A 24,228-nucleotide genomic window follows, 5' to 3' on the forward strand; every position below is an offset into this window, starting at 1 on the left:
CATAGATATTTACGATGACAAAAAATGCTTCGGGAGTGAAATCTAAAATATGGTTGTCAGCACCGCACATGAGTGGTTTTGAGGAACATTTTATAAATCAAGCTTTTAAAACCAACTGGATTGCACCTTTAGGACCCAATGTTGATGGCTTTGAAAATGATTTAGAAACATATTTAGAGCATCAATCTCATGTTACAGCATTAAGCTCTGGAACAGCTGCGATACATTTAGCGTTAAAACTTTTAAATGTTTCAGTTGGCGACGAGGTGCTTTGTCAAACAAAAACATTTATTGCGTCGGTAAATCCAGTTATTTATGTAGGTGCAACACCTGTTTTTATTGATAGCGAGACACAAACATGGAACATGTGTCCCGAGTTATTAGAAAAAGCAATATTGGACAGAATTTCTAAAGGAAAAAAACCAAAAGCCATTATTGCCATAAATTTATATGGAATGCCATACAACGTAACACACATACATGCAATTACTAAAAAGTATCAGATACCTGTTATTGAGGACAGCGCTGAAGCTCTTGGCAGTCGTTATAAAGCGCAACCATGTGGTACGTTTGGTGATTTTTCTATTTTATCATTTAATGGAAATAAAATAATAACAACGTCTGGAGGTGGCGCATTAGTTTCTAGAAATAGTGAATTAAAAAACCGCGCTATTTTTTTGGCAACTCAAGCCAAAGACTCTGGTATAAATTATAACCATTCAGAAGTCGGTTTTAACTATAGAATGTCCAATATTTTAGCTGGTATTGGTAGAGGTCAAATGCAAGTTTTAGAAAATAGAATCCAAATCAGGCGTGCACACCATGAGTATTACAAAAACGCTTTAAGCCATATAACAGAAATTGAATTTTTAAACGAGCCTGAAAACTATCATTCTAACCGTTGGTTAACAGCCGTTTTATTCAAAACAAAAGCAATAAGAGATGGTGTTTTAAATGCTCTATTAAATGAAAATATAGAATCTAGACCATCATGGAAACCCATGCACCAACAACCCGTATTTGAAAATTACCCAAGTTATTTGAATGGTGTATCGGACAATTTGTTTGAAAGAGGTTTATGTTTGCCTAGTGGTTCCAGTTTAACACATGTAGAGTTAGATCGGGTTAATCAAGTAATTAAAAATTATTTTGGATAAAATATATCACTTATTACGAAAATTATCAAATCGCTATGCGTCCAAATGGGTGGTACTCTTATTTGACTCATGTATCATTGCATTTACATTTTTTATTGCCTATCTAATCCGTTTTAATTTTCAAATTGATTTTGATTTTTCCATGTTCCTCAAGCAGATACCCTTTGTTGTTTTTGCAGGGGTAATCAGTTTTCTTTTAGTTAGCTCCCACAAAGGTGTTGTCCGTTTTACTGGTTTTAAGGATGTTGTTAATATTATTATAGGTGTAAATATTTTAGCAACCATACTCATTATTTCTACTTTTATGAGTAGGAAATACAACTATAACAATGTTTTTGATATTCCAGGTTCTATAATATATATTCATTTATTACTCAATATCTTTTTTCTCATTGGTGCCAAATTCTTCATTAAATCAATTTACAGAAGTTTAATAACAGAAAATGAAGATCAGAAAAAAAGTATCGTTTTAATTTATGGTGCCGGAGATTCTGGAATCATTACCTATAACGCAATTGCAAATGATGCTAAAAGCGATATAGATGTTTTTGGTTTTATTGATGATAACGACCGTAAAGTTGGCAAAAAAATTAACTTATTAAACGTTTATCATCCAACAAGTATTACAAAACATTTTATTGAAAAGCATCATATTGATTCGGTAATTATTTCTATTCAGAATATTAATTCAAACCGACTACTTCAAATTACGAGTAAGTTATTTGCGTTAAACTTAAATGTTAAAATTGTTCCTGCTGTTCAAACGTGGATAGATGGCGATTTAAGCATTGGTCAAATTAAAGACATTAAAATTGAAGATTTATTAGGCAGAGAACCTATAAATATTGACAATCCAGTTTTAAATGACGAATATAGCAATCGGGTTATTCTTGTTACAGGAGCTGCCGGCTCCATTGGTAGTGAACTAGTTCGAAAACTATCAGTTTTCAACTTTAAAAGCTTAATTCTTGTTGATAATGCCGAATCGCCTTTATATGATTTACAACAAGAATTAATTCGGAATGGTATTAAAAATGTGACACCTATTATTGCGGACATTAGAAACAATGTGCGTTTAGATGCTATTTTCAACTTACATAAACCCGAAATAGTTTTTCACGCAGCTGCTTATAAACACGTCCCGTTAATGGAACAAAACCCTTATGAGGCTGTAAGTGTTAATGTTAGAGGCACTAAAAATGTGGTGTATTTGTCCAAAAAATACGGAGCTAAAAAATTCATATTAATTTCCACAGATAAGGCGGTAAATCCAACCAATGTGATGGGAGCTACTAAACGAATAGCAGAAATGCTTATTTGCTGTCAACAAAACTCACAATCCACTACTAAATTCATCATCACACGATTTGGAAATGTATTAGGGTCCAACGGCTCTGTAATTCCTTTATTTAAGAAACAAATTGAATCTGGAGGCCCTATAACCGTTACTCATAAAGACATTATTAGGTACTTTATGACTATCCCAGAAGCTAGCCTTTTAGTTCTAGAAGCAGCAGCTATGGGATTAGGTCATGAAATTTTTGTTTTTGATATGGGTAAACCAATTAAGATTTATGATTTGGCCATGAATATGATTGCTTTATCAGGATTGAAATATCCTACAGATATTGATATTAAAATAACAGGGTTAAGACCTGGCGAAAAAATATTTGAAGAATTGCTTATTGAAGGTGAAAATACCAAACCCACGTATAATGAGAAAATTATGATTGCTAAATGCAAACCTGTTAGCATTGAAATGACTGAAAACCTAATAAAAGAACTCTGTTTATTAGGTTCTAATTCTCAAAATATTGAAATTGTATCAAAAATAAAAGCTATAGTAGCAGAATACAACCCGAATAATTCAACATATGATGTTTTAAACTAAAAAAACCAACTATGATTAACCTTAAAAACATTATTAAAAAAACGAGCCTATTAGTAATAATAGCAGCCGTTTCATCTTGTGTTACAAGCAAAGAAATAATTTATTTTCAAGACGAACCTGTTAGCGAATATAATGATATTGCTATGAATTCTGATATTATTTACAAACCCAACGATTTAATATTTATTAGTATTGGTGGCGATGCTGATGCTGTAGCTCCATTTAATCTACCAGCCGTATCATATAGTGTGTCCTCGGTAAATGCCAATGCCGACCTTAAAATGCCAACTTATTTAATTGATAAAAATGGTAATATTGAATATCCCGTTTTGGGAACCATTAAATTGGGTGGATTAACCAGAGAAGATGCCACTTCTTATCTGAAAAAAGAAATTAGTAAATACGTTAAGGATCCAGTAATTAATATTCGGTTAATTAATTTTACAATAACGGTTTTAGGTGAAGTGCGAAACCCTGGCACTTTTACAGTTGAGGATGAGCGCATATCATTAATTGAAGCTTTAGGGTTAGCAGGCGATTTGACCATTTATGGTAAAAGAGAAAATGTATTTTTAATTCGTGAACGTGATGGTAAAAAAGTTTTCACGAAATTCGATTTAACTAAAATAAGCACTATTTCATCACCAAATTACTATTTAGAGCAAAATGATGTCTTGGTAATTGAGCCTAATAGTGCCAAAATCCGTTCAGCTTCTTATAACCAAAATAATGGCGTAATCATTTCAGCTGTAGGGACTTTAGCAACAATTTTAGCGATTTTTTTAGTTAATTAAAGCATTTACAAGATAGACCTAGATGAAACAAAATGCACATTTTAGAGATTTAATTGAGCCTTATTTAAACAGATGGAAATTTATAATTCTATGTGTTTTTAGCGCATTAGCATTAGCGTTTGTGTATTTACGCTACGCAAGTAATCAATATCAAGCAAAAGCAACTATCAAGATAAAGGACGACAAATCTCAAGGTAAATTACCTGAAATTTCTAGTCTACAAAATTATGGCCTATTTAGTAATGACCAAAATAATGTTTTAGATGAAATTGAAATTATTAAATCGCGTAACCTTATTGAAAGTGTTATTAAGGATTTAAAATTTAACATCCAATTCTTTGTTGAAGGCCGTATTCAAGCCCATGAGGTTTATACAAATCCACCTTTAAACATCAACTTTAGCACAACAGACTCCTTACTACATAAAATTGATACCACTTTCAATATCCGTATTAATTCATCAAAAGATTTCATATTTAAAGGTATTCCACAAGACACAAAAATTTTAAAAGGAAACACCGCCCAGTATGATGATATAGAGGGCATTCTTTATGATTTTGGGGAAAATGTAGAAACAGGTTTTGGAGATATTATTATAACACCCAACATTGGACAGTATGCCACAAAAATTGGTTCCGATATTACCATTAGAATCCAACCTGTAAATAATGTAACCAGTGATTACAAATCCAGACTTCAAATTCAAACCAATGAATTATCGAGTATTATAAAGCTTACCATTAATGATAATGTACGAGAGAAAGGTGTGCTTTTTTTAAACAAACTAATTGAAAAATACAATGACGATGTTATAAACGACAAACAAAAAGTTGTTGAAGCCACATCTACATTTATTAACGACCGATTGGAAGGCGTATCGCGTGAATTGGGAATTGTAGATTTAACAGCAGAAGATATTCAGCAAGAAAACAAACTTACCAATCTAGCAACACAGTCTAATATTTTCCTTCAAACCGAAAAGGAAAACGAAGCAAAGATAACAGAAACAGGAAGAGAAATTCAGTTAATTGATTACATGAAAGATTATTTAGCCAATAATCAAGACCCAAATGATTTACTTCCGCTTAATATAGGTATTGAAGATGGCAATATTGGCCAAGTGGCTAAACGCCACAACAGCTTGGTTCAAGAACGCGATCGCATATTAAAAAACTCTAGTGAAATAAACCCTACAGTTGTTAATTTAACAAATCAAATAAATCAATTAAAAGCAGACCTTTCGCAAAGTTTAAATAGTAAAAGGTCTACAAGCCAAATTACATATAACAGTTTAGTTGCTGAGAACTCTCGAATTAATTCACAAATTTATTCAGCTCCTCAAAAAGAACGCCAGTTTAAAGACATAAAGCGACAACAAGATATTAAAGAATCTCTCTATTTATACTTGCTACAAAAACGCGAAGAATCCGCCATAACGCATGGAGTTTCTTCACCCAATGCTAAAATTGTAGACAAAGCATATGCTTCAGGAAGACCTGTTGCTCCTAAACCAACTATTATTATTCTAGCTGCTATTATTTTAGGATTTAGTTTTCCAATAGGTATCATTTATCTGTTAACACTTTTAGATACCAAAGTACATTCGTCTCAAGATATCAAAAAAGCTGTAGACATCCCTTTTATTGGCGACATACCTAAATCAAGCAAACGTACACAGCTAATAAAACAAATTGATTATTCTCCTAAAGCTGAAGCTTTTAGAATGATACGAACCAATGTTGAGTTTATGCTTAAAGGCATTGAAAAGCATTCAAAAGTAATTTTTGTTACCTCTACTACCAGCAAAGAAGGTAAATCTCATACATCAATTAATTTAGCCTTATCACTCTCCTATTCTAATAAAAGAGTACTTCTTATAGAAACGGATATTCGTGTACCAAAAGCTACCAACTATCTCGATGTGAAAAATGAAGTTGGATTAACAAATTACATCAGCGACCCGAGTTTGCAACTGTCTGACGTAACGGTACCACTTAAAGACAACAGTTTTCTAGATGTAATTCCTTCTGGTGTTATTCCTCCAAACCCAGCAGAATTATTAATGAGTGCTCGTATGCAAGAATTATTTGATACAGTAGATAGTCAATATGACTACATTGTAGTAGATACAGCAGCAGTAGGATTGGTAACAGATACATTATTGATTAGCAACCATGCCGATTTATTTATTTATGTAGTTCGTGCTAATTACCTAGACAAGAGACGCTTGCAGATAGCAAACAACATGTATCAGGAAAAACGGTTGCCAAACATGACCATTCTCTTGAATGGTGTCGATCATAAAAAGGCTAATGGCTATGGTTACGGATACGGTAAAAACCCAAATAAAAAGAAATGGTGGCAACGCAGTAAGTAATGTTATTTAGCCGCTTTTCGTCTAGCCTTTTCCTTTTTAATTAACATGAGTTCACGTCCAGTCTGGCCGGCTACCGATGTGTTTTCTTCTGCACGTCTAATAAGATAAGGCATCACATCTTTAACAGGTCCAAATGGCACATATTTAGCTACATTATACCCTTTATTTGCTAGATTAAAACTAATATTATCACTCATACCAAATAATTGACCAAACCAAACACGATTATCAGTAATTTCAATTCCTTTCTCTTTCATTAGCTGCATCACCTTATAACTACTCAATTCGTTATGTGTACCAACAAAAACAGATATGTCTGATATATGGTCTAGAATATACTGCGCAGCTGCGTTAAAATTTTCATCAGTTGCTAATTTACTTTCACAAATAGGTGTTGGATAATTATTTTCCATAGCGCGCTCATGCTCTTTTTCCATATATGCACCACGAACAATTTTATACCCTAGATAAAATCCTTCTTTTCTAGCTAATTCATGCTGTCTTTTTAAAAAATCCATTCGGTCATGACGGTACATTTGCAAGGTATTATAAACAATTGTTACATCTTTATTATACTTACGCATCATATCTGTTACCAAATCATCAACAGCATCTTGAATCCAACTTTCTTCAGCATCAATTAATATTTCAACATCCTTTTCTTTTCCTAGTTTACACACAGCATCATAACGCGCCACAACCCGACTCCATTCATCTTGCTCGTTTTCGGTTAGCACTTTACCTTCACTTTTTTTCTGATATAACGCAAACCTTCCAAAACCAGAGGGTTTAAATACCGCTATTGGCATTGCTTTTCTATCATCAGAAAAACGAATAATTTTTAAGGTTTTTTCCATAGCACCATCAAAATGTGCCTCCGTTTCTTTACCTTCTACAGAATAATCCAGAACCGAACTCACACCTTTTGTAAACATGTCATCTATTACAGGTAAACAATCCTCTTCGTTTACACCTCCACAAAAATGATCAAAAACAGTTGCTCGAATAATACCTTCTACTGGTAAATGTGCTTTTATAGCAAAACGCGTTAACGCTGTACCCACTTTTACTAATGATTCATTAGAAATCATATTGAATAAAAAATGAGCGCGATTCAACTCTTTATTGCTCTTTAATTGAAAAGCAATTTCCGTATTATCAAAAATTTTTAAGTGCTCCATAACTGTTGAAAATTATGCAAAGATAATTATCATTCAGCTACTTTTTTATAAAAAAAACACCTTATTTTACCTTTTATCTTTTGCAGTAATTATTATGAAATCTATACAAACACCAAATTACCCAATACACTTTAATTCAAATTGTTACACAGCATTGAATAGCCATTTAAAAGAAGTTAATTATTCTATAATTTTCGTCTTAGTGGATGAAAACACGCACAATATGTGTTTGGCAAAATTTTTACAAGCTGTTGAAACTACCAATACAATTGAAATTATTGAAATTGAATCAGGTGAGGAATATAAAACTATTGAAACCTGTGTTGGCGTTTGGAATGTTTTGTCTGAACTGGGTGCCGACCGAAAAAGCCTTATAATTAATTTGGGAGGTGGTGTTGTAACCGATTTAGGCGGTTTTGTAGCCTCAACTTTTAAACGCGGTATAAATTACATAAACGTACCTACATCCTTGTTAGCTATGGTTGATGCTAGTGTTGGTGGAAAAACAGGTGTCGATTTAGGACATTTAAAAAATCAGATTGGTGTTATCAATTCAGGCGAAATGGTATTAATTGATACAAGTTTTTTAGAAACATTACCTAAAAATCAAATGCGTTCTGGATTAGCCGAAATGCTAAAACACGGTCTAATTTATAGTCGCGAGTACTGGAATAAATTCACCACAGAAGCACCATTAAATTACGACGCCTTAATCTATGAGTCTGTCATTATTAAAAATAGCATTGTTACTCAAGACCCATTAGAAGAAAATTTACGAAAAACTCTTAATTACGGACACACATTAGGCCATGCTATTGAATCTTATTTTTTAAGTCATCCAGAAAAAGAAGCCCTACTTCATGGTGAAGCCATTGCAATAGGTATGATATTAGCCAACTATATATCAACAGAACTAACCGGTTTCTCTAAATCAGAAAACGACCGTATTAAAAACACAATTAAATCAATTTTTGGAGAAGTCACCATACTTCCCTCCGACTACAATGCAATAATTGACCTACTTAAATACGATAAGAAAAATGAACATGGCAATATTAATTTTGTACTTTTAGAAGATATGGGTAAAACAAAAATCAATTGTTTAGTAAGTAACGATATCATCATTAGAGCTTTTGAATACTACAAAGCATTATAATTTATAAATAGCGTTCTTTTATAATGTCTATATGATGCTTTTCATGACCAATTAATATAAAACCAATAGCTCTAACAGACATCTCGGCATGGCTTGCCACACCTATTTGTTCTAACATTTTTTTTGAAAAACTGCTAAATAAAGCTATGGTTGATTCACGTAAATCTAAATAATCATTTAGTAATTGATCTCGTGTTCGTCTGTTTGCTACACTCGCCAAAACATAATCGTCTTGCTCAAAACCAGGTAAGGGTGTTTTATCTTGACGCGCAAAACGTAAAGCACGATATACAAATACATGTTCGGTATCTATGAGGTGCTGTAAAATTTCTTTAATGGTCCACTTCCCTTCCGCATACCGATATTCCAACTTATCTTCAGGTATGGTTTCAAAAAAAGACTTCGTATTTATCATACCTTGTTCCAAGCCACTCAATAAACTTAATACACCTCCTTTATTTATATAATTGGCATAAAAAGGAGCATATTCTGAATTTGGTATTTCGGTAACAAACATAATTTTTTATTTAAAAGTACTAAAAAAAGCGCTTTACTAGGAAGCGCTTAACTATTCTTTTTTGATACTAAATTTACATATTATTAAATATAGAATGCATTAAACGTTTTTTGTCGTTTAAGCTTTCTTCAAGTGATATCATGGTTTCTGTTCTATAAACACCTTCAATATCATCAATCATAAAAATAACATCTTTTGCATGCTCTGTATTTTTTGCACGAATTTTACAAAATACATTAAATTTTCCTGTAGTAATATGTGCAACCGTTACATAAGGAATCTCGTTAATACGCTCTAAAACAAATTTTGTTTGCGATGTTTTCTGCAGAAAAACCCCAACATAGGCTATAAAGGCATAACCTAATTTTTTATAATCTAATGTTAATGAAGACCCTTTAATAATTCCAGCTTCTTCCATTTTTTTAACACGTACATGAACCGTACCTGCAGAAATAACTAATTTTTTCGCAATATCCGTGAAAGGAACTCGTGTGTTATCAATCAACATTTCAAGGATTTGATGATCAATATCGTCTAATTTAAATTTTGCCATTATTTTTAATTTCTTTAAATAAAAAGCAAAAATAAGACATTAATTTTGAATTATATCTATCAAAAATCAAGATTCAGCTAATAATAATGAATATTTTTCATTATTTATCCATACGAAATCGTTTTCGCTTCCAATTTGAATATTCTCATGATTATTGGATAAAACCTTACCAAAACTAGCATTCAACTCTTTATGACCATAAAAACCCTGTAATTTTTCAATTTTTTCAATTTTAGGAACAAAATGAAGCTTATTTGCAACCAATTTTTCTTGATATTGAATACCAATATCTACAAGCTGATCATCCTGAATGGCATTTCTAATAATTATATCAAAAAAACAGGTGTTATTTTGTGGTATTTTCAAATATGCTTCAAAACCGCTACCTGTCAATGCCTTTTCAGAAATGGTATGCAAAGCAACCATAAGGGATTGGTATATTAAAGCACGCGTTACCTCTCTACTATAATCATTAGGGTAATGACCAGCTTCAAACAGTAGTGTTGGCACACCTAGGCTTTGAAAAGCGTCACCAACACAATTGTGATTAAAACCATCATCATACAAAGCCACCTGATTAGGAATAAACCTTTGTAAGTTATTATTTATTTCAGCAATGACCTCCATGGCTATTTTTCGTGTTTTAGTAATACAACGATTAGGGTCTTCTGCTGGCGATAAAAAAGATACCGTTGCGGAATTAGAGGTGTTTCCAACATTGTAAATAGTACGTTGCCCATGGAGATTGAAGCAAAAATCTGGCTTAAAGCGTGTAAAACAAGTACGTAATATAACACTTTCTGGCTGTGATAAAGCTTGAGCATCGCGATTTAAATCAATGTTATTAGCATTAAAACGTATATACGCTTCAGCACCATCAGGATTTAAAATAGGAATTATTAACAAAGTACAAGATTCCAAAATTTCTGGTTGGTCTTTAAAGGTATTTAATACATCAAAAAGTGCTTTGGTGGTTGTAGATTCATTACCATGCATTTGAGACCATAGCAAAATTCGTTTTTTACCTGTCCCTAATGTAATTGAATAGATAGGCTGTTTTTTAACTGACAATCCTTCAACCAAAACCTGTGCCTGATCAGGCAGGTTTTTCAATAAAGGTTCTATCATAACATTGGTAATATACCGACCATATAACTTGGTTTCTTTATATGGATTTAATGCGGTTTCTATGGAGCTTTTATACATGTGTAAATTTGATATGTTACAAAGGTAAACAATTACTATTTTACATTTGTAAACAAAAAAATTATCTAAAATGTTTAGCATTGTATACAAATCTTAAACAAAAACACTTCCTATAAACATTAAAAATTGAGCGTTTTAAAATTATTAGTTTAAATATTTTATTTTCAGATATTTAATGGATTCCAATTAAAGCTTTTGTTGATTACAATTTGTGATTTTTGTTGAAATTTTAATGGTTTATTATAAATAATATTTACATTTGTAAAACCAATTCACTTAAGTAACGGTTTACAATGATAAACAGCTCCGAATTTTCAAAACGCCTAGAAAAAGTCATCAAATTCTATGATGAAACTGCCTCCTCTTTTGCTGAAAAAGTAGGCGTCCAACGTTCCAGTATTTCCCATATTTTGTCTGGCAGAAATAAACCTAGTTTGGATTTTGTTATGAAAGTTTTAGATACTTTTCCTGATGTGGAATTATATTGGTTATTAAATGGAAAAGGTACTTTTCCGAAAACTGAAATGAAACCGACATCTGATTCTATAATAAAAACTCAAGAGCAAGAACATAACCCTTTAGTAAAAAGCCATAACCCAAAAGAAGTAGAGACAAATCAAACTTCTAAAAATATAGAATCGCTATCTATAAATAACAGTAAAGAAATTGATCGAATTGTAATTTTCTTTAAAGACGGTACATTTAAAAATTACACCCATTAAAAAGCACTTGGCTTTTTTTAAATAAATCATTATTAAGTGGTATGCCAATCACATAATGTTTCTTAATTTTGTTGAAAATCCGAACTATGAAACCCTTTTTATGCCTTTTATTATTGCTTTTAATGAGCTGTTACCAAGTAGAGAGACAGTGTTCAGATTTTCAAACAGGCACTTTTACCAGTAGTATTACAATTAATGACTCTACATATCATTCAGTGTTTACGAGAACTAAAGATTTACAAATAGAAACCTATAAAGGCCACATAGACTCTACAACGGTTCGTTGGATTAACGACTGTGAAGTTGTATTTAGAACAATTAATCCTAAAAACATGCAGGAGCGAAAGGATATTCATTTAAAAATATTAACTACAACAGATTCTACTTATAATTTTGAATATTCCTATGTAGGTGAAAAAATAAAACAAAAAGGCACAGCAAAACGCATTAATTAATATGCTCGATTTTCTACTAACAAGCGATGCCATCATGGCATTATTAACCTTAACTTTTCTAGAAATCATTCTAGGAATTGATAATATTGTTTTTATTTCTATTGCAGCTAATAAGTTACAAGAAAACCAGCGGAGCAAGGCAACAAATATTGGTTTGCTTTTGGCTATGGTACAGCGTATAATTCTTCTGTTTTTTGTGAGTTTTTTAGTAGGATTGTCAGAACCATTTTATACTATAGATACAAATTGGCTTCATGTTGGTATTAGCTGGCAGGCTATAATACTCTTTGGTGGTGGTTTATTTTTAATTTATAAAAGCACCTCTGAAATTCGTGAGAAGGTTGAAGACCCAGATCACGATGAAGACGAAGTAAAAAACAAAAAAATTAAATCGTTAGGGCAAGCTGTTGTGCAAATAATGATAATTGATTTTATTTTTTCCATTGATTCCATTTTAACAGCTGTAGGTATGACAAATGGTTTACATGAAAACCATAATTACACACTGGTATTAATGATAATAGCCGTGATGATTTCAATAGGTATAATGATTGGTTTTGCCAATCCTATCCGTAAATTTATTGACACACATCCAAGTGTGCAACTCCTTGGTTTGGCTTTTTTAATCTTAATTGGTTTTATGTTAATTACAGAAGCCGCACATTTATCAGACACTGAATTTTTTGGAAAAACGGTTGGTGCTATCCCAAAAGGGTATTTGTATTTTGCTATTGCCTTCTCTTTGTTTGTAGAATTTTTAAATTACAGAATTACCAAGAAGAAAAAGAAAAATTAAAACCACTATACAAATAGCCAAAATAAAAAACCTCGAAACCATGAAAAAAGTCAGTCCAAAAGTGCTATACCTACTATCTTCTGCGTTGATTGTAGCGTCCATATTTTTCAAAGAAAATACAGCTACACTCTACTATGCTTGTTTAATTGGCGGACTTGCCGCTTTCCTTTTAGGAGCTGTTTCGCATTTTAGAAATTAGCCTTTATTAAAAAAGTGTTGCCTGACCTTTATCATCAACATTCCCTGAATTCGAATTATCCTCATCATCTTTAGAGTCATTAGGAGATTTAGATGTGCTTGATATGTTTGGTTTAGTTTCGGTGTCCGTACTTTCCGAATTCACTTCAGTTTCATCAACAACATCCAATTCTTCAGCAGGCACTTCTTCTGGAGCTTCATATGGTAAAGGTTCTAGCAAATCAATTTGTTTCACCTTATCTTTAGTAAGCTGATTTCCTAAAGCAGTTATTCCTTTTACGGCAATAAATTCATCTAAATTTACTTCCATATTATCTTTTCGGTCTTTACCGCGTTCTTTAACAAACTCCACTTCCGCCATAGGCTTCCAGTCCGTAGAAACGATTTCTAATTGCGAGTTCTCATGATCAGAAATAAACAATTCCTCACGACTTTCATTTTCAACTAGAAAACGCTTAACGTAATATCGTTCTTTTTCGCCATCATAATAAATAGCTGAAATGGGTTTTTTGGGAATCCATTTTTCCATAACAATCATATCATCATCAAAGCGTGTGGTAACTTCCGGAACAATGGTTTTTACTAAACCAGATTGCCTAATAATTAGAATTCGATCTTCACCTCTAAATTCTCCAACCAAATCGCCACGACCATCTACATTTAAACGTCTAACCGTATCATCAAACCAAATTTTACGTGGTTTTAATGTGGAAACTCCTTTTTCTTTAAGTTCTACTTTCTTAATGGCGTGTTTGGTAACCAAATTTCCTTTAGAGCTACGACCTTTGATTATAATATCGGCAAAGTCAACATCCCATTTCAGTTTTTTAATACTACCCACTTGCCGTAGATAAACCGTTACCACCTCTGCCTCTCCGTTTGGATTGGCTGAAAAATACCACAAAACAGAATTTTTAGAGCCATTGGTCATATCATACTCCTTGTCTCGTGTCATGGAAGTAACTGCAAAACGCTTCACATAGGTCGGTCCGTTTTTACCATCACGATACATCATATTATAAATGGTACGTTTGTCTTTTTTCTTAAAGACAGCTACATGAATAATATCCTTACCAATAAAGGTTTTGGAATCTACTTTAGTAACCATCATTTTACCATCTTTAGTAAATACAATTATATCATCAATATCACTACAATCGCAAACATACTCGTCTTTCTTAAGTGAAGTACCTATAAAACCTTCCGCTCTATTTACATATAGTTTGGTATTTCTTATAACTACTTTGGTGGCATCTACATCATCAAAAGCACGTATTTCTGTTTTACGCTCTTTCCCTTCACCATATTCCTTTTTAAGTCGTTCAAAATAACTAATAGCATAGGCAATTAAATTGGCCAAATGATGTTTTATTTCAGCTATTTGCTCTTCTAAAGCTTCAATTTTTTGTTGTGCTTTATCAATATCAAATTTAGAAATACGCTTGATACGAATTTCTGTTAAACGCACTATGTCCTCTTCTGTGATGGCGCGTTTTAAATGTTTAATATGAGGTTGTAATCCTTTATCAATAGCCTGTATTACGCCTTCCCAAGTCTCTTCTTCTTCAATATCACGATATATTCTATTTTCAATAAAAATGCGTTCTAAAGATGCAAAGTGCCATTGTTCTTCAAACTCACCCAAACGAATTTCCAATTCGCGTTTTAATAGTTGAACTGTATTATCTGTTGAACGACGTAACATTTCGGAAACACCAATAAATAAAGGCTTATTATCCTCAATAACACAGCCTAAAGGAGAAATGGAAGATTCGCAATTAGTAAATGCATAGAGCGCATCAATAGTTTTATCGGGTGAAATACCACCTGGTAAATGCACTAAAATCTCAACATTAGCTGCCGTATTATCTTCAATTTTCTTGATTTTAATTTTGCCCTTTTCATTGGCTTTCAAAATAGAATCTATTAATGAGGACGTATTGGTGCCAAATGGAATTTCAGTTATAACTAACGTATTCTTATCTAATTGTGAAATTTTAGCGCGTACACGAACTTTTCCGCCACGAAGCCCATCTTTATAATCTGAAAAATCAGCTATTCCTGCCGTTGGAAAATCTGGATACAAGGTAAAGCGCTTTCCATTTAAATGCTTAACAGACGCATCAATCAGTTCAATAAAATTATGTGGTAAAATTTTAGTTGACAAACCTACAGCAATCCCTTCGCCTCCTTGAGCTAGAAGCAGCGGGAACATAACAGGTAAATTAACGGGTTCTTTACGGCGACCATCATAACTAGATTGCCATTCGGTAATTTTTGGATTAAAGACTACATCCAAACCAAATTTAGAAATTCGCGCTTCAATATATCGCGAAGCAGCTGCACTATCACCTGTTAAGATATTTCCCCAGTTTCCTTGCGTGTCAATAAGCAAGTCTTTCTGACCTATTTGCACCATAGCATCGGCAATACTGGCATCACCATGTGGATGATACTGCATGGTATGACCTACAATATTTGCTACTTTATTATAACGACCGTCATCCAAATCTTTCATGGAATGCATGATACGCCTTTGAACAGGCTTAAAACCGTCTTCAATAGCAGGCACCGCACGTTCTAGAATTACATATGATGCATAATCTAAAAACCAATCTTTATACATTCCCGTAATTCGGGTAATGGTTTCCTTATTTTCTTCTGGTTCAGGTAGGTTATCGTTGATGTCGTCGCTCATTAACTCTGTTCTTTTCTATTTTGTTTCACCATTTTTCTTAAAGATTGCTTCATATATTTTCGTTTCTTTTTGGCTACTAACGTAATATTGAAACGCTCTTTCTTTATATGATGGCCATTTTTACTAACTATAAACAATACGAGTTCTTTGTAAATGAAATAGTTATTAATTTTAAATCCGGATAGCCTCGTTTTTTCAAATTCTATTGTATGTTCACGATAATTTAAATAATCTGATAGCAACAGACCTTTGTTTGTTACCGTAACTTTTAAACCATCGCTATCATATTCAAAATATTTAGATATAAAATGTACAGCTATAAATAACAATATGAAAACGAGTGCTATAACAAAAAAGGCTACTACAGGGTTATTATCTATTTCATTAAAAGCTCTAAAAATAGTCAACCATAACACAGCAAGCACAATCAGTATAAAATATACCGATATAATAACGTTTTTCACTTTTTCATTACTCGTTCTCATTTAAATTCTTCCACGATATCGAGTTCCACTTTCAGGTTATTAATAATAAATTCTTGACGATCTGGTGTATTTTTACCCATGTAGAAGCTCAATAAGTCTTCAATAGACATATTTTCATCTAACATAACAGGATCTAGACGAATATCATCACCTATAAAATGCTGAAATTCATCAGGAGAAATTTCACCTAAACCTTTAAATCGGGTAATTTCTGGCTTGGGTTTTAACTCTTCTAAAGCATTTTGACGTTCTTCTTCTGAATAACAATAAATTGTTTTCTTCTTATTGCGAACGCGAAATAATGGTGTTTGCAAGATATACAGATGCCCATCTTTAATTAATTCAGGAAAAAATTGAAGAAAAAATGTAATTAAAAGTAAGCGAATATGCATACCGTCCACATCGGCATCTGTAGCAATTACAACATTGTTATACCGTAAATCTTCTAGCGACTCTTCAATATTTAATGCAGCTTGAAGTAAGTTAAATTCTTCATTTTCATAGACAATTTTCTTGGTTAAGCCATAACAATTAAGCGGCTTACCTTTTAAACTAAAAACAGCTTGGGTATTCACATCTCGAGACTTGGTGATACTTCCAGAAGCTGAATCTCCCTCGGTAATAAATAAGGTTGTTTCTAAATTTCGTTCATTTTTTGTATCGCCAAAATGCACACGACAATCTCGTAATTTTTTATTGTGAAGACTGGCTTTTTTAGCACGATCTTTTGCTAGTTTACGAATACCTGATAACTCCTTACGCTCACGTTCAGCTTGAAGGATTTTGCGCAGTATCTTGTCTGCTGTTTCTGGGTTTTTATGTAAAAAATTATCTAAATTAGTTTTTACAAAATCGTTAATATAGGTTCTTACTGTAGGCAAATCGCCACCCATATCTGTAGATCCTAATTTTGTTTTTGTTTGGCTTTCAAAAACAGGTTCCATGACTTTAATAGAAATGGCAGACACAACCGATTTACGAACATCAGAAGCATCAAAATTCTTATTGTAGAATTCCCGAATGGTTTTAACTAATGCTTCACGAAAAGCCGATAAGTGTGTTCCTCCTTGCGTGGTATTCTGACCGTTAACAAAAGAGTAATATTCCTCACTATATTGTGTTTTACTATGTGTTAAAGCAACTTCAATATCATTCCCTTTTAAGTGAATAATTGGATAAAGCAGATCATTTGGGTTAGAATTTTCCATTAATAAATCCTTCAAACCATTTTCACTGTAATATTTTTCACCATTAAAAACAATGGTTAAACCAATATTTAAATACACATAGTTTCGAAGCATTTTAATGATATATTCATTACGATACTTGTAGTTTTTAAAAATAGTTTCATCTGGTATAAAGGATACTTTAGTTCCTTTCCTACGAGACGTATCATCTAATAAATCTTTATTAATTAAATTTCCTTGTTCAAATTCTGCGGAAGCTGATTTGTTATCACGAGTTGATTCTACTCTAAAATAACTTGAAAGTGCGTTAACAGCTTTAGTACCCACACCATTTAACCCTACCGATTTCTTGAAAGCTTTACTGTCATATTTTCCACCAGTATTCATTTTAGAAACCACATCAACCACTTTTCCTAATGGAATTCCACGACCATAATCACGAACCGTAACTTTATTACCATGAATAGAAATTTCGATGGTTTTACCAGCTCCCATTACGTACTCATCAATAGAATTGTCTAAAACTTCTTTTATTAGTATATAAATACCGTCATCTGCTGATGATCCATCACCCAGTTTACCTATATACATTCCAGGACGCATACGAATATGCTCTTTCCAGTCCAACGAACGGATATTATCTTCGGTATATTTGGTTTCTTGAGACATAAAATGGTGTTTTGGATCTGCTGCTAATATAAGGTTTCACACCAAAAAATGAAACCCCAAATTTGTAAAGTAATTAACAATAGTATTTAATAAGTAATTATTAAAACACCAAGCGTTTTATTGCCATTTAAAAGCTATTTCAAGCAAGTAAAGCAGCCTGTATACCTAGACTATAAATTGTAAAACACTTAAATTAAAAAAGGGTTTTCTTGATGAAAACCCTTTTTTATTAATTATATAAAGCATGACTATAAAAGCATTTAAACATTAAACAAGAAATGCATGACATCGCCATCTTTAACAATATAGTTTTTACCTTCAACACGCATTTTACCAGCTTCCTTTACTTTAGCTTCACTACCAAATTGCACATAATCATCGTAAGCAATCACTTCTGCACGAATAAAGCCTTTTTCAAAATCAGTATGAATAACACCTGCAGCTTGAGGAGCTGTTGCGCCAACATCCACTGTCCAAGCACGAACCTCTTTCACGCCAGCCGTAAAATAGGTTTGTTGATTTAGCAATTTATAAGCTGAACGAATTAATTTTGCAGAACCAGGTTCATCTAAACCAATATCCGCTAAAAACATTTGGCGCTCTTCGTAATCATCTAATTCATTAATATCAGCTTCTGTACCTACAGCAAGTACTAAAACTTCAGCATTTTCATCTTTTACGGCCTCTCGTACTTTTTCAACATACGCATTGCCTGTATTAGCTGAACCTTCATCAACATTACAGACATACATAACAGGTTTATCCGTGATAAACTGACTAGGTTTTACAAAATCATTATCCTCTTCTTCAGAAAATTCCAACGCTCGAACAGAAATACCAGCTTCTAAACCGGCTTTTATTTTTAACAAAACCGCTTCTTCCTTTTGCGCTTCTTTATTCCCTGTTTTGGCAGCACGCTTGACTTTTTCAAGTTTTTTATCAACAGTCTCTAAATCTTTCAACTGCAATTCCATATCTATGGTTTCCTTATCGCGAATTGGATTTACATTTCCATCCACATGAACAATATTATCGTTGTCAAAACAACGTAAAACATGCAAAATAGCATCTGTTTCACGAATATTGGCAAGAAATTGATTTCCAAGACCTTCTCCTTTACTAGCTCCTTTTACTAAACCTGCAATGTCTACAATCTCCACCGTAGCAGGTAAAACACGTTCAGGTTTTACCAAAGACTCCAATTTTTGTAGCCTAGGATCTGGTACATTTACCACACCAATATTAGGTTCTATAGTACAAAACGGAAAGTTAGCACTTTGCGCTTTTGCATTTGATAAACAATTAAATAATGTTGATTTTCCGACGTTTGGTAATCCTACGATGCCTGCTTTCATATCTCACATTCCTGCAAATGCAGAAATCTCTTTTTAAAGTTGTACTTAATTTTTAGCCATGCCTTTTCAGCACGAAGGCGCAAAGGTAACTAATTACTAGAATAGTTTTGATAGGGATTTAGAAATTGTTTAAGTCCTTACGTTAAACAAATTAAAAGTATCATATTCATCATAAAACCAAAAAACCCCAAGCAAGCGCTCGAGGTTTTAATATAAAAGGTTTGACCCAATTCTTAATTTTTAATTCTTAATTAAGAATCTGGATGCATAAAACGTTGTTTCCCATCTAATTCCGCGTCCGTTTCTACATGCGCATCATCAGGCACACAACAGTCTACAGGACATACAGCGGCACATTGCGGCTCTTCATGAAAACCGTGGCATTCCGTACATTTATCTGGAACTATATAGTAAATTTCATCACTTATAGGCTCTTGAGCTTCATCAGCATCAACCTCTTTGCCATTTGGCAACACTACTTTACCACTTAAACTGGTACCATCTTTATAGCGCCAATCGTCAGCTCCTTCATAAATTGCTGTGTTTGGACATTCTGGCTCACAGGCACCACAATTAATACATTCGTCTGTTATTATAATTGCCATTCTATTGTATATTTATTTAATCTTTCGATTACTATTTGTAAAAATAGGCTTATTTCTAATTCTAATAATGAGAATTAAAACCTTTTGTTGCTCGTTTGCTTTGTGTAAATTTGCAATTGCAAAAATAAAGCCAAAACCATTCATAACCAAATCATACATGGATTTACAAAAAAGAATTAACGCATTTGTTGAATTAGGGAAATTTCTTGAACAATTTTCGGTAAATCCCTTTGAAAAAAATACCACAATTTTACAAAACGATTTGTTTTTTGATGGTTTTAAACATCAAATAAAACTCGCCCAAGAACACAATGCCTGGTTCACGAAAGAAAATCTAATTTATGCTTTTAATGGTTGGTCTAAATTGCTTACTGACAGTAATATTAAAACATGGTTAAGTAACTATAACTTCAATAAAGAAAACGCTAAAAAAGTAGCAGTCATTATGGCTGGCAATATCCCTTTAGTGGGTTTTCACGATTTTTTATCGGTTTTAATTTCGGGTCATGATGTGGTTGTCAAACAATCTAGTAATGACAAATATTTATTGCCTTTTTTAGCAAAATATTTAGAAACTATTGAACCTGGATTTAAAGGTAAAATTACGTTTACAACAGATAAACTCGATAATTTTGATGCGGTAATCGCTACAGGTAGTGATAATACGGCACGTTATTTTGAATACTACTTTAAAGATAAACCATCTATTATTCGTAAAAATAGGAACTCAATAGCTATACTTACGGGTAAAGAAACGGATGATGAATTAGAAGCGCTTTCTGAAGATATTTTTAGATACTACGGTTTAGGGTGCCGGAATGTATCCAAATTATTAGTGCCTAAAGACTATGATTTTCAAAATTTCTTTCAAGCTATGTATAAATGGCACCCAATAATTCACCAGAATAAATACGCAAATAACTACGATTATAACAAAGCGGTATATTTAATGAGTGAGTTTAACATTTTAGAAAATGGCTTCTTAATGATTAAAGAAGACAGTAGCTACGCCTCTCCTATTGCCACGGTTTTTTATGAATATTATCAAGATTCTCAAAACTTAAAAGATAAACTTCAAACCGATTCAGATAAAATTCAGTGTGTGGTTGCCAAAGGGTTATTGGATTCTGAAGTTCCTTTTGGGCACACCCAAAAACCACAGCTTTGGGATTATGCAGACAACGTGGATACTATTTCATTTTTGTTAAAAATTAGTTGATAAGTTATTGATTTATTACCTACTTTTTTATAAGAATTTAGCACCTTTGTAACGATTACAGATTTCAATAATTTTCGCTTTTCCTAGAAAACCCTTTAGGTTAGATGCGTAAATAACAAACTATATTTTTCCATGAAAAGACATAATTTTAGTGCAGGACCTTGCATACTACCAAAAGAAGTGATGCTAAAAGCATCGGAAGCAATTTTAGATTTTGATAATGGATTATCATTAATCGAAATTTCACACAGAAGTAAGCCTTTTGTAGATGTCATGGAAAAAGCGCGTGCTTTGGCTCTAGAATTACTCGGTTTAGAAGGTAAAGGATACAAAGCCCTTTTTCTTCAAGGAGGTGCTAGCACACAGTTTTTAATGGTTGCTTTAAATTTATTGGAAAAGCGTGCAGGTTATCTAAATACTGGAACTTGGAGTGATAAAGCCATTCAAGAAGCACGTATTTATGACGATATATATGAAGTAGCATCATCTAAAGATGCTAATTTTAATTTCATACCTAAAGGCTATGATATTCCTTCGGATTACGATTATTTCCATTGCACATCCAACAACACCATTTTTGGAACACAAATGAAATCCTTCCCTGATTGCGATATTCCGATGGTATGCGACATGAGTAGTGACATATTTTCACGTGAATTAGACTTTTCTAAATTCGATTTAATTTATGCTGGTGCTCAGAAAAATATGGGTCCTGCAGGTACAACTTTGGTCGTAGTCCGTGAAGACATATTAGGAAAAGTTTCTCGTAAAATTCCGTCCATGATGGACTACAAAGTTCATATTAGCAAAAGCAGCATGTTTAATACACCGCCTGTTTTTGCCGTGTATACCTCTATGCTAACAATGGAGTGGCTTAAAAATTTAGGTGGCATACCTGCGATTGAAAAAGAAAACAACAAAAAAGCACAATTAATTTATAGTGAAATAGACTTAAACCCATTGTTTAAAGGCTATGCTATGAAAGAAGATCGTTCCAAAATGAACGCTACTTTCAATTTAACCAATGAAGATTTAAAAGAAACCTTTGAAACCATGCTTAAGGACGAAGGTATAAATGGTTTAAATGGACATAGAAGTGTTGGCGGTTATCGTGCCTCTATGTACAATGCATTGCCACTAGATAGTGTTGGTGTTTTAGTAGATATTATGAGTGAACTAGAACGCAAAGCATAACCCAATCCTCAATCCTTTCCAAAAAGAAGGAAGGTTTAAAATTGAGAAAAATTGAAAATAATTATTAATTATAAACAACCCATAAAGCTCCCTTTTTAAAGTAAAGGGTTAGGGATAGGAACATGAAAGTATTAGCAAACGACGGAATTTCAACAAGTGGTATTGACGCCTTAAAGCAAGCCGGTTTTGAAGTTTTAACAACAACAGTGGCTCAAGAGCAATTAGCAAATTATATTAATCAACATAAAATTGCCGTGTTATTAGTTCGTAGCGCTACAACTGTACGGAAAGAATTAATTGATAATTGTCCATCACTTAAAATTATTGGACGAGGTGGTGTTGGTATGGATAATATTGATGTGGAATATGCACGCAGTAAAGGTATTCACGTAATCAATACTCCTGCTGCTTCATCTCAATCGGTAGCAGAGCTTGTATTCGCACATTTATTCGGAGGTGTTCGTTTTTTACATGATTCCAACCGAAATATGCCTTTAGATGGGGACTCTCAATTCAAATCATTAAAGAAAAACTATGCAAAAGGAGTAGAACTTCGTGGGAAAACGTTAGGAATTATTGGCTTTGGTCGTATAGGTCGTGAAGTTGCAAAAATAGCACTAGGCGTTGGTATGAAAGTTATTGCTAGCGATAAATATGTAGGAAAAGCTACTATAAAAGTTGAATTTTATAATGGTCAATATATAAATGTTGAAATAGAAACGGAGCCGACTAAAGAAATATTAAAACAAGCCGACTTTATTTCACTTCATGTGCCAGCTCAAAAAGAGTATGTTATCAGCGAAAAAGAATTTAACATGATGAAAGACGGTGTTGGAATTATTAATGCTGCACGTGGAGGTGTTGTAGATGAGGTCGCGCTAGTTAAAGCTTTAGAGTCAGGCAAAGTGGCCTTTGCTGGATTAGATACATTTGAGGAAGAACCAACACCTGCAATTCAAGTACTTATGAATGGTAGAATTTCATTAACGCCACATATTGGAGCCGCAACAAATGAAGCGCAAGACAGGATTGGTACTGAACTTGCCTCACAGATTATCAGTATATTAAAAACAGAAAAAGAATAAGTATCTAAAATTTTTATTACCTTGAGACACTAACATCAAATAAAACAAAAACATGGCTGGAATATTAGATTTATTAAATAGTGACATGGGCAAAACCATAATAAGTGGTGTTGCAGGTCAATCCAAACAACCCGAAAGTAAAACACAAGACGTTTTAACCATGGCATTACCAGTACTAATGCAAGCTATGAAACGTAATGCTGCCACACCTCAAGGTGCTGATGGGTTATTAGGCGCTTTAAATAACAGCAAACATGATGGTAGCATTTTAGACAACCTTGGTGGACTTTTCTCTGGTGGTGTTGATGAATCTGTTACCAATGAAGGCAGTAAAATTCTAAACCACGTTTTGGGAAGTAAACAAGCTCATGTAGAAAATGCTATTAGCGCAAGAGCAGGAATCGATTCAGGTTCCGTAGCACAAATTTTAAAAGTTGCAGCCCCAATTCTTATGGGTGTTTTAGGGAAACAATCACGCGAACAAAATGTAAACAGCTCATCGGGACTTGAAGGACTTCTAGGAGGCTTGTTAAGCGGTAACTCAAAACAACAAGAGCAAAGCTTTTTAGAGTCTATATTAGACGCTGATGGCGACGGAAGCATTATTGATGATGTTGCTGGTATGGTTTTAAACAGTGGTAAAAAGAAAGGCGGCCTTGGCGGACTGTTAGGTGGTCTTTTTGGAAAATAAAAAACACAAATATTTTATCTTTAAAAAGTCAGATTCC

General features: G+C 33.1%; 22 protein-coding genes. 13 read left to right on the forward strand and 9 right to left on the reverse strand.

The window, feature by feature from the left end; genetic code table 11:
* The first annotated feature begins 14 nt into the window (after positions 1–14).
* The 4 genes from BM239_RS08065 to BM239_RS08080 are packed head-to-tail and all read left to right on the forward strand — an operon-like array spanning position 15 to position 6,219.
* Positions 15–1,157, forward strand: a complete 1,143-nt coding sequence (locus BM239_RS08065; RefSeq protein ID WP_092207299.1) for a DegT/DnrJ/EryC1/StrS family aminotransferase — start codon at positions 15–17, stop codon at positions 1,155–1,157.
* On the forward strand, positions 1,150–3,048 hold the full coding sequence (locus BM239_RS08070; protein WP_092207301.1) for a nucleoside-diphosphate sugar epimerase/dehydratase: 1,899 nt from the start codon (positions 1,150–1,152) through the stop codon (positions 3,046–3,048). Before BM239_RS08065 ends, BM239_RS08070 begins: the two co-directional genes overlap by 8 nt.
* Positions 3,049–3,059: 11 nt before the next feature.
* Positions 3,060–3,842 carry a polysaccharide biosynthesis/export family protein gene (locus BM239_RS08075; RefSeq protein WP_092207303.1) on the forward strand — a complete coding sequence of 261 codons (783 nt, stop codon included), beginning with the start codon at positions 3,060–3,062 and terminating at the stop codon, positions 3,840–3,842.
* 22 nt (positions 3,843–3,864) lie between these two features.
* Positions 3,865–6,219, forward strand: coding sequence for a GumC family protein (locus tag BM239_RS08080; protein WP_092207305.1), 2,355 nt, complete (start codon positions 3,865–3,867; stop codon positions 6,217–6,219).
* Between the two features lie 2 nt (positions 6,220–6,221).
* On the opposite strand, the gene BM239_RS08085 is transcribed toward BM239_RS08080, so the two are convergent.
* On the reverse strand, positions 6,222–7,400 hold the full coding sequence (locus BM239_RS08085; protein ID WP_092207307.1) for a proline dehydrogenase family protein: 1,179 nt from the start codon (positions 7,398–7,400) through the stop codon (positions 6,222–6,224).
* 94 nt (positions 7,401–7,494) lie between these two features.
* Between BM239_RS08085 and aroB the strand changes: the two genes are divergently transcribed.
* Positions 7,495–8,556 carry a 3-dehydroquinate synthase gene (aroB, locus tag BM239_RS08090; RefSeq protein WP_092207309.1) on the forward strand — a complete coding sequence of 354 codons (1,062 nt, stop codon included), beginning with the start codon at positions 7,495–7,497 and terminating at the stop codon, positions 8,554–8,556.
* A 1-nt stretch (position 8,557) separates the two neighbouring features.
* On the opposite strand, the gene BM239_RS08095 is transcribed toward aroB, so the two are convergent.
* From BM239_RS08095 to BM239_RS08105, 3 genes are all read right to left on the reverse strand, one after another.
* Positions 8,558–9,073: a DinB family protein gene (locus BM239_RS08095; RefSeq protein ID WP_092207311.1), complete on the reverse strand. Its 516-nt coding sequence runs from the start codon at positions 9,071–9,073 to the stop codon at positions 8,558–8,560.
* A gap of 73 nt (positions 9,074–9,146) precedes the next feature.
* Complete coding sequence (locus tag BM239_RS08100) at positions 9,147–9,626, reverse strand: Lrp/AsnC family transcriptional regulator (protein WP_092207313.1); 480 nt, start codon at positions 9,624–9,626, stop codon at positions 9,147–9,149.
* A 66-nt stretch (positions 9,627–9,692) separates the two neighbouring features.
* On the reverse strand, positions 9,693–10,832 hold the full coding sequence (locus tag BM239_RS08105; protein ID WP_092207315.1) for a M14 family zinc carboxypeptidase: 1,140 nt from the start codon (positions 10,830–10,832) through the stop codon (positions 9,693–9,695).
* 293 nt (positions 10,833–11,125) lie between these two features.
* Between BM239_RS08105 and BM239_RS08110 the strand changes: the two genes are divergently transcribed.
* From BM239_RS08110 to BM239_RS15420, 4 genes are all read left to right on the forward strand, one after another.
* Positions 11,126–11,554, forward strand: coding sequence for a helix-turn-helix domain-containing protein (locus BM239_RS08110; protein ID WP_092207317.1), 429 nt, complete (start codon positions 11,126–11,128; stop codon positions 11,552–11,554).
* Between the two features lie 86 nt (positions 11,555–11,640).
* Positions 11,641–12,009, forward strand: a complete 369-nt coding sequence (locus BM239_RS08115; RefSeq protein ID WP_092207319.1) for a DNA topoisomerase IV — start codon at positions 11,641–11,643, stop codon at positions 12,007–12,009.
* A gap of 1 nt (position 12,010) precedes the next feature.
* Entirely contained in the window at positions 12,011–12,805 is a 795-nt protein-coding gene (locus BM239_RS08120) for a TerC family protein (protein WP_092207321.1), read from the forward strand.
* Between the two features lie 40 nt (positions 12,806–12,845).
* Positions 12,846–13,004, forward strand: a complete 159-nt coding sequence (locus BM239_RS15420; protein WP_177209004.1) for a hypothetical protein — start codon at positions 12,846–12,848, stop codon at positions 13,002–13,004.
* A gap of 6 nt (positions 13,005–13,010) precedes the next feature.
* On the opposite strand, the gene BM239_RS08125 is transcribed toward BM239_RS15420, so the two are convergent.
* The 5 genes from BM239_RS08125 to BM239_RS08145 form a co-directional block, all read right to left on the reverse strand.
* Complete coding sequence (locus tag BM239_RS08125; RefSeq protein WP_092207323.1) at positions 13,011–15,701, reverse strand: DNA gyrase/topoisomerase IV subunit A; 2,691 nt, start codon at positions 15,699–15,701, stop codon at positions 13,011–13,013.
* Positions 15,701–16,186, reverse strand: coding sequence for a hypothetical protein (locus BM239_RS08130; RefSeq protein ID WP_092207325.1), 486 nt, complete (start codon positions 16,184–16,186; stop codon positions 15,701–15,703). The genes BM239_RS08125 and BM239_RS08130 overlap by 1 nt, the downstream gene beginning before the upstream one ends.
* The gene (locus BM239_RS08135) at positions 16,183–18,042 is read right to left on the reverse strand and encodes a DNA topoisomerase IV subunit B (RefSeq protein ID WP_092207327.1); all 1,860 of its coding nucleotides are present in this window, start codon (positions 18,040–18,042) and stop codon (positions 16,183–16,185) included. Before BM239_RS08135 ends, BM239_RS08130 begins: the two co-directional genes overlap by 4 nt.
* A gap of 260 nt (positions 18,043–18,302) precedes the next feature.
* Positions 18,303–19,397, reverse strand: a complete 1,095-nt coding sequence (gene ychF, locus BM239_RS08140; protein WP_092207329.1) for a redox-regulated ATPase YchF — start codon at positions 19,395–19,397, stop codon at positions 18,303–18,305.
* A gap of 251 nt (positions 19,398–19,648) precedes the next feature.
* Positions 19,649–20,002, reverse strand: a complete 354-nt coding sequence (locus tag BM239_RS08145; RefSeq protein ID WP_092207331.1) for a 4Fe-4S dicluster domain-containing protein — start codon at positions 20,000–20,002, stop codon at positions 19,649–19,651.
* A 157-nt stretch (positions 20,003–20,159) separates the two neighbouring features.
* Here BM239_RS08145 and BM239_RS08150 point away from each other — a divergent pair, with 157 nt between their 5' ends.
* From BM239_RS08150 to BM239_RS08165, 4 genes are all read left to right on the forward strand, one after another.
* Positions 20,160–21,221, forward strand: a complete 1,062-nt coding sequence (locus BM239_RS08150) for an acyl-CoA reductase (protein WP_092207333.1) — start codon at positions 20,160–20,162, stop codon at positions 21,219–21,221.
* Positions 21,222–21,353: 132 nt separating this feature from the next.
* Positions 21,354–22,415, forward strand: a complete 1,062-nt coding sequence (gene serC / locus BM239_RS08155; protein ID WP_092207335.1) for a 3-phosphoserine/phosphohydroxythreonine transaminase — start codon at positions 21,354–21,356, stop codon at positions 22,413–22,415.
* A 122-nt stretch (positions 22,416–22,537) separates the two neighbouring features.
* Positions 22,538–23,500, forward strand: coding sequence for a D-2-hydroxyacid dehydrogenase (locus tag BM239_RS08160; protein ID WP_092207337.1), 963 nt, complete (start codon positions 22,538–22,540; stop codon positions 23,498–23,500).
* A 52-nt stretch (positions 23,501–23,552) separates the two neighbouring features.
* Positions 23,553–24,191, forward strand: a complete 639-nt coding sequence (locus tag BM239_RS08165; RefSeq protein WP_092207339.1) for a DUF937 domain-containing protein — start codon at positions 23,553–23,555, stop codon at positions 24,189–24,191.
* The last annotated feature ends 37 nt before the right edge of the window (positions 24,192–24,228 follow it).

The organism is Algorimicrobium echini (assembly GCF_900115185.1).
GTDB classification, from domain to species: domain Bacteria; phylum Bacteroidota; class Bacteroidia; order Flavobacteriales; family Flavobacteriaceae; genus Algorimicrobium; species Algorimicrobium echini.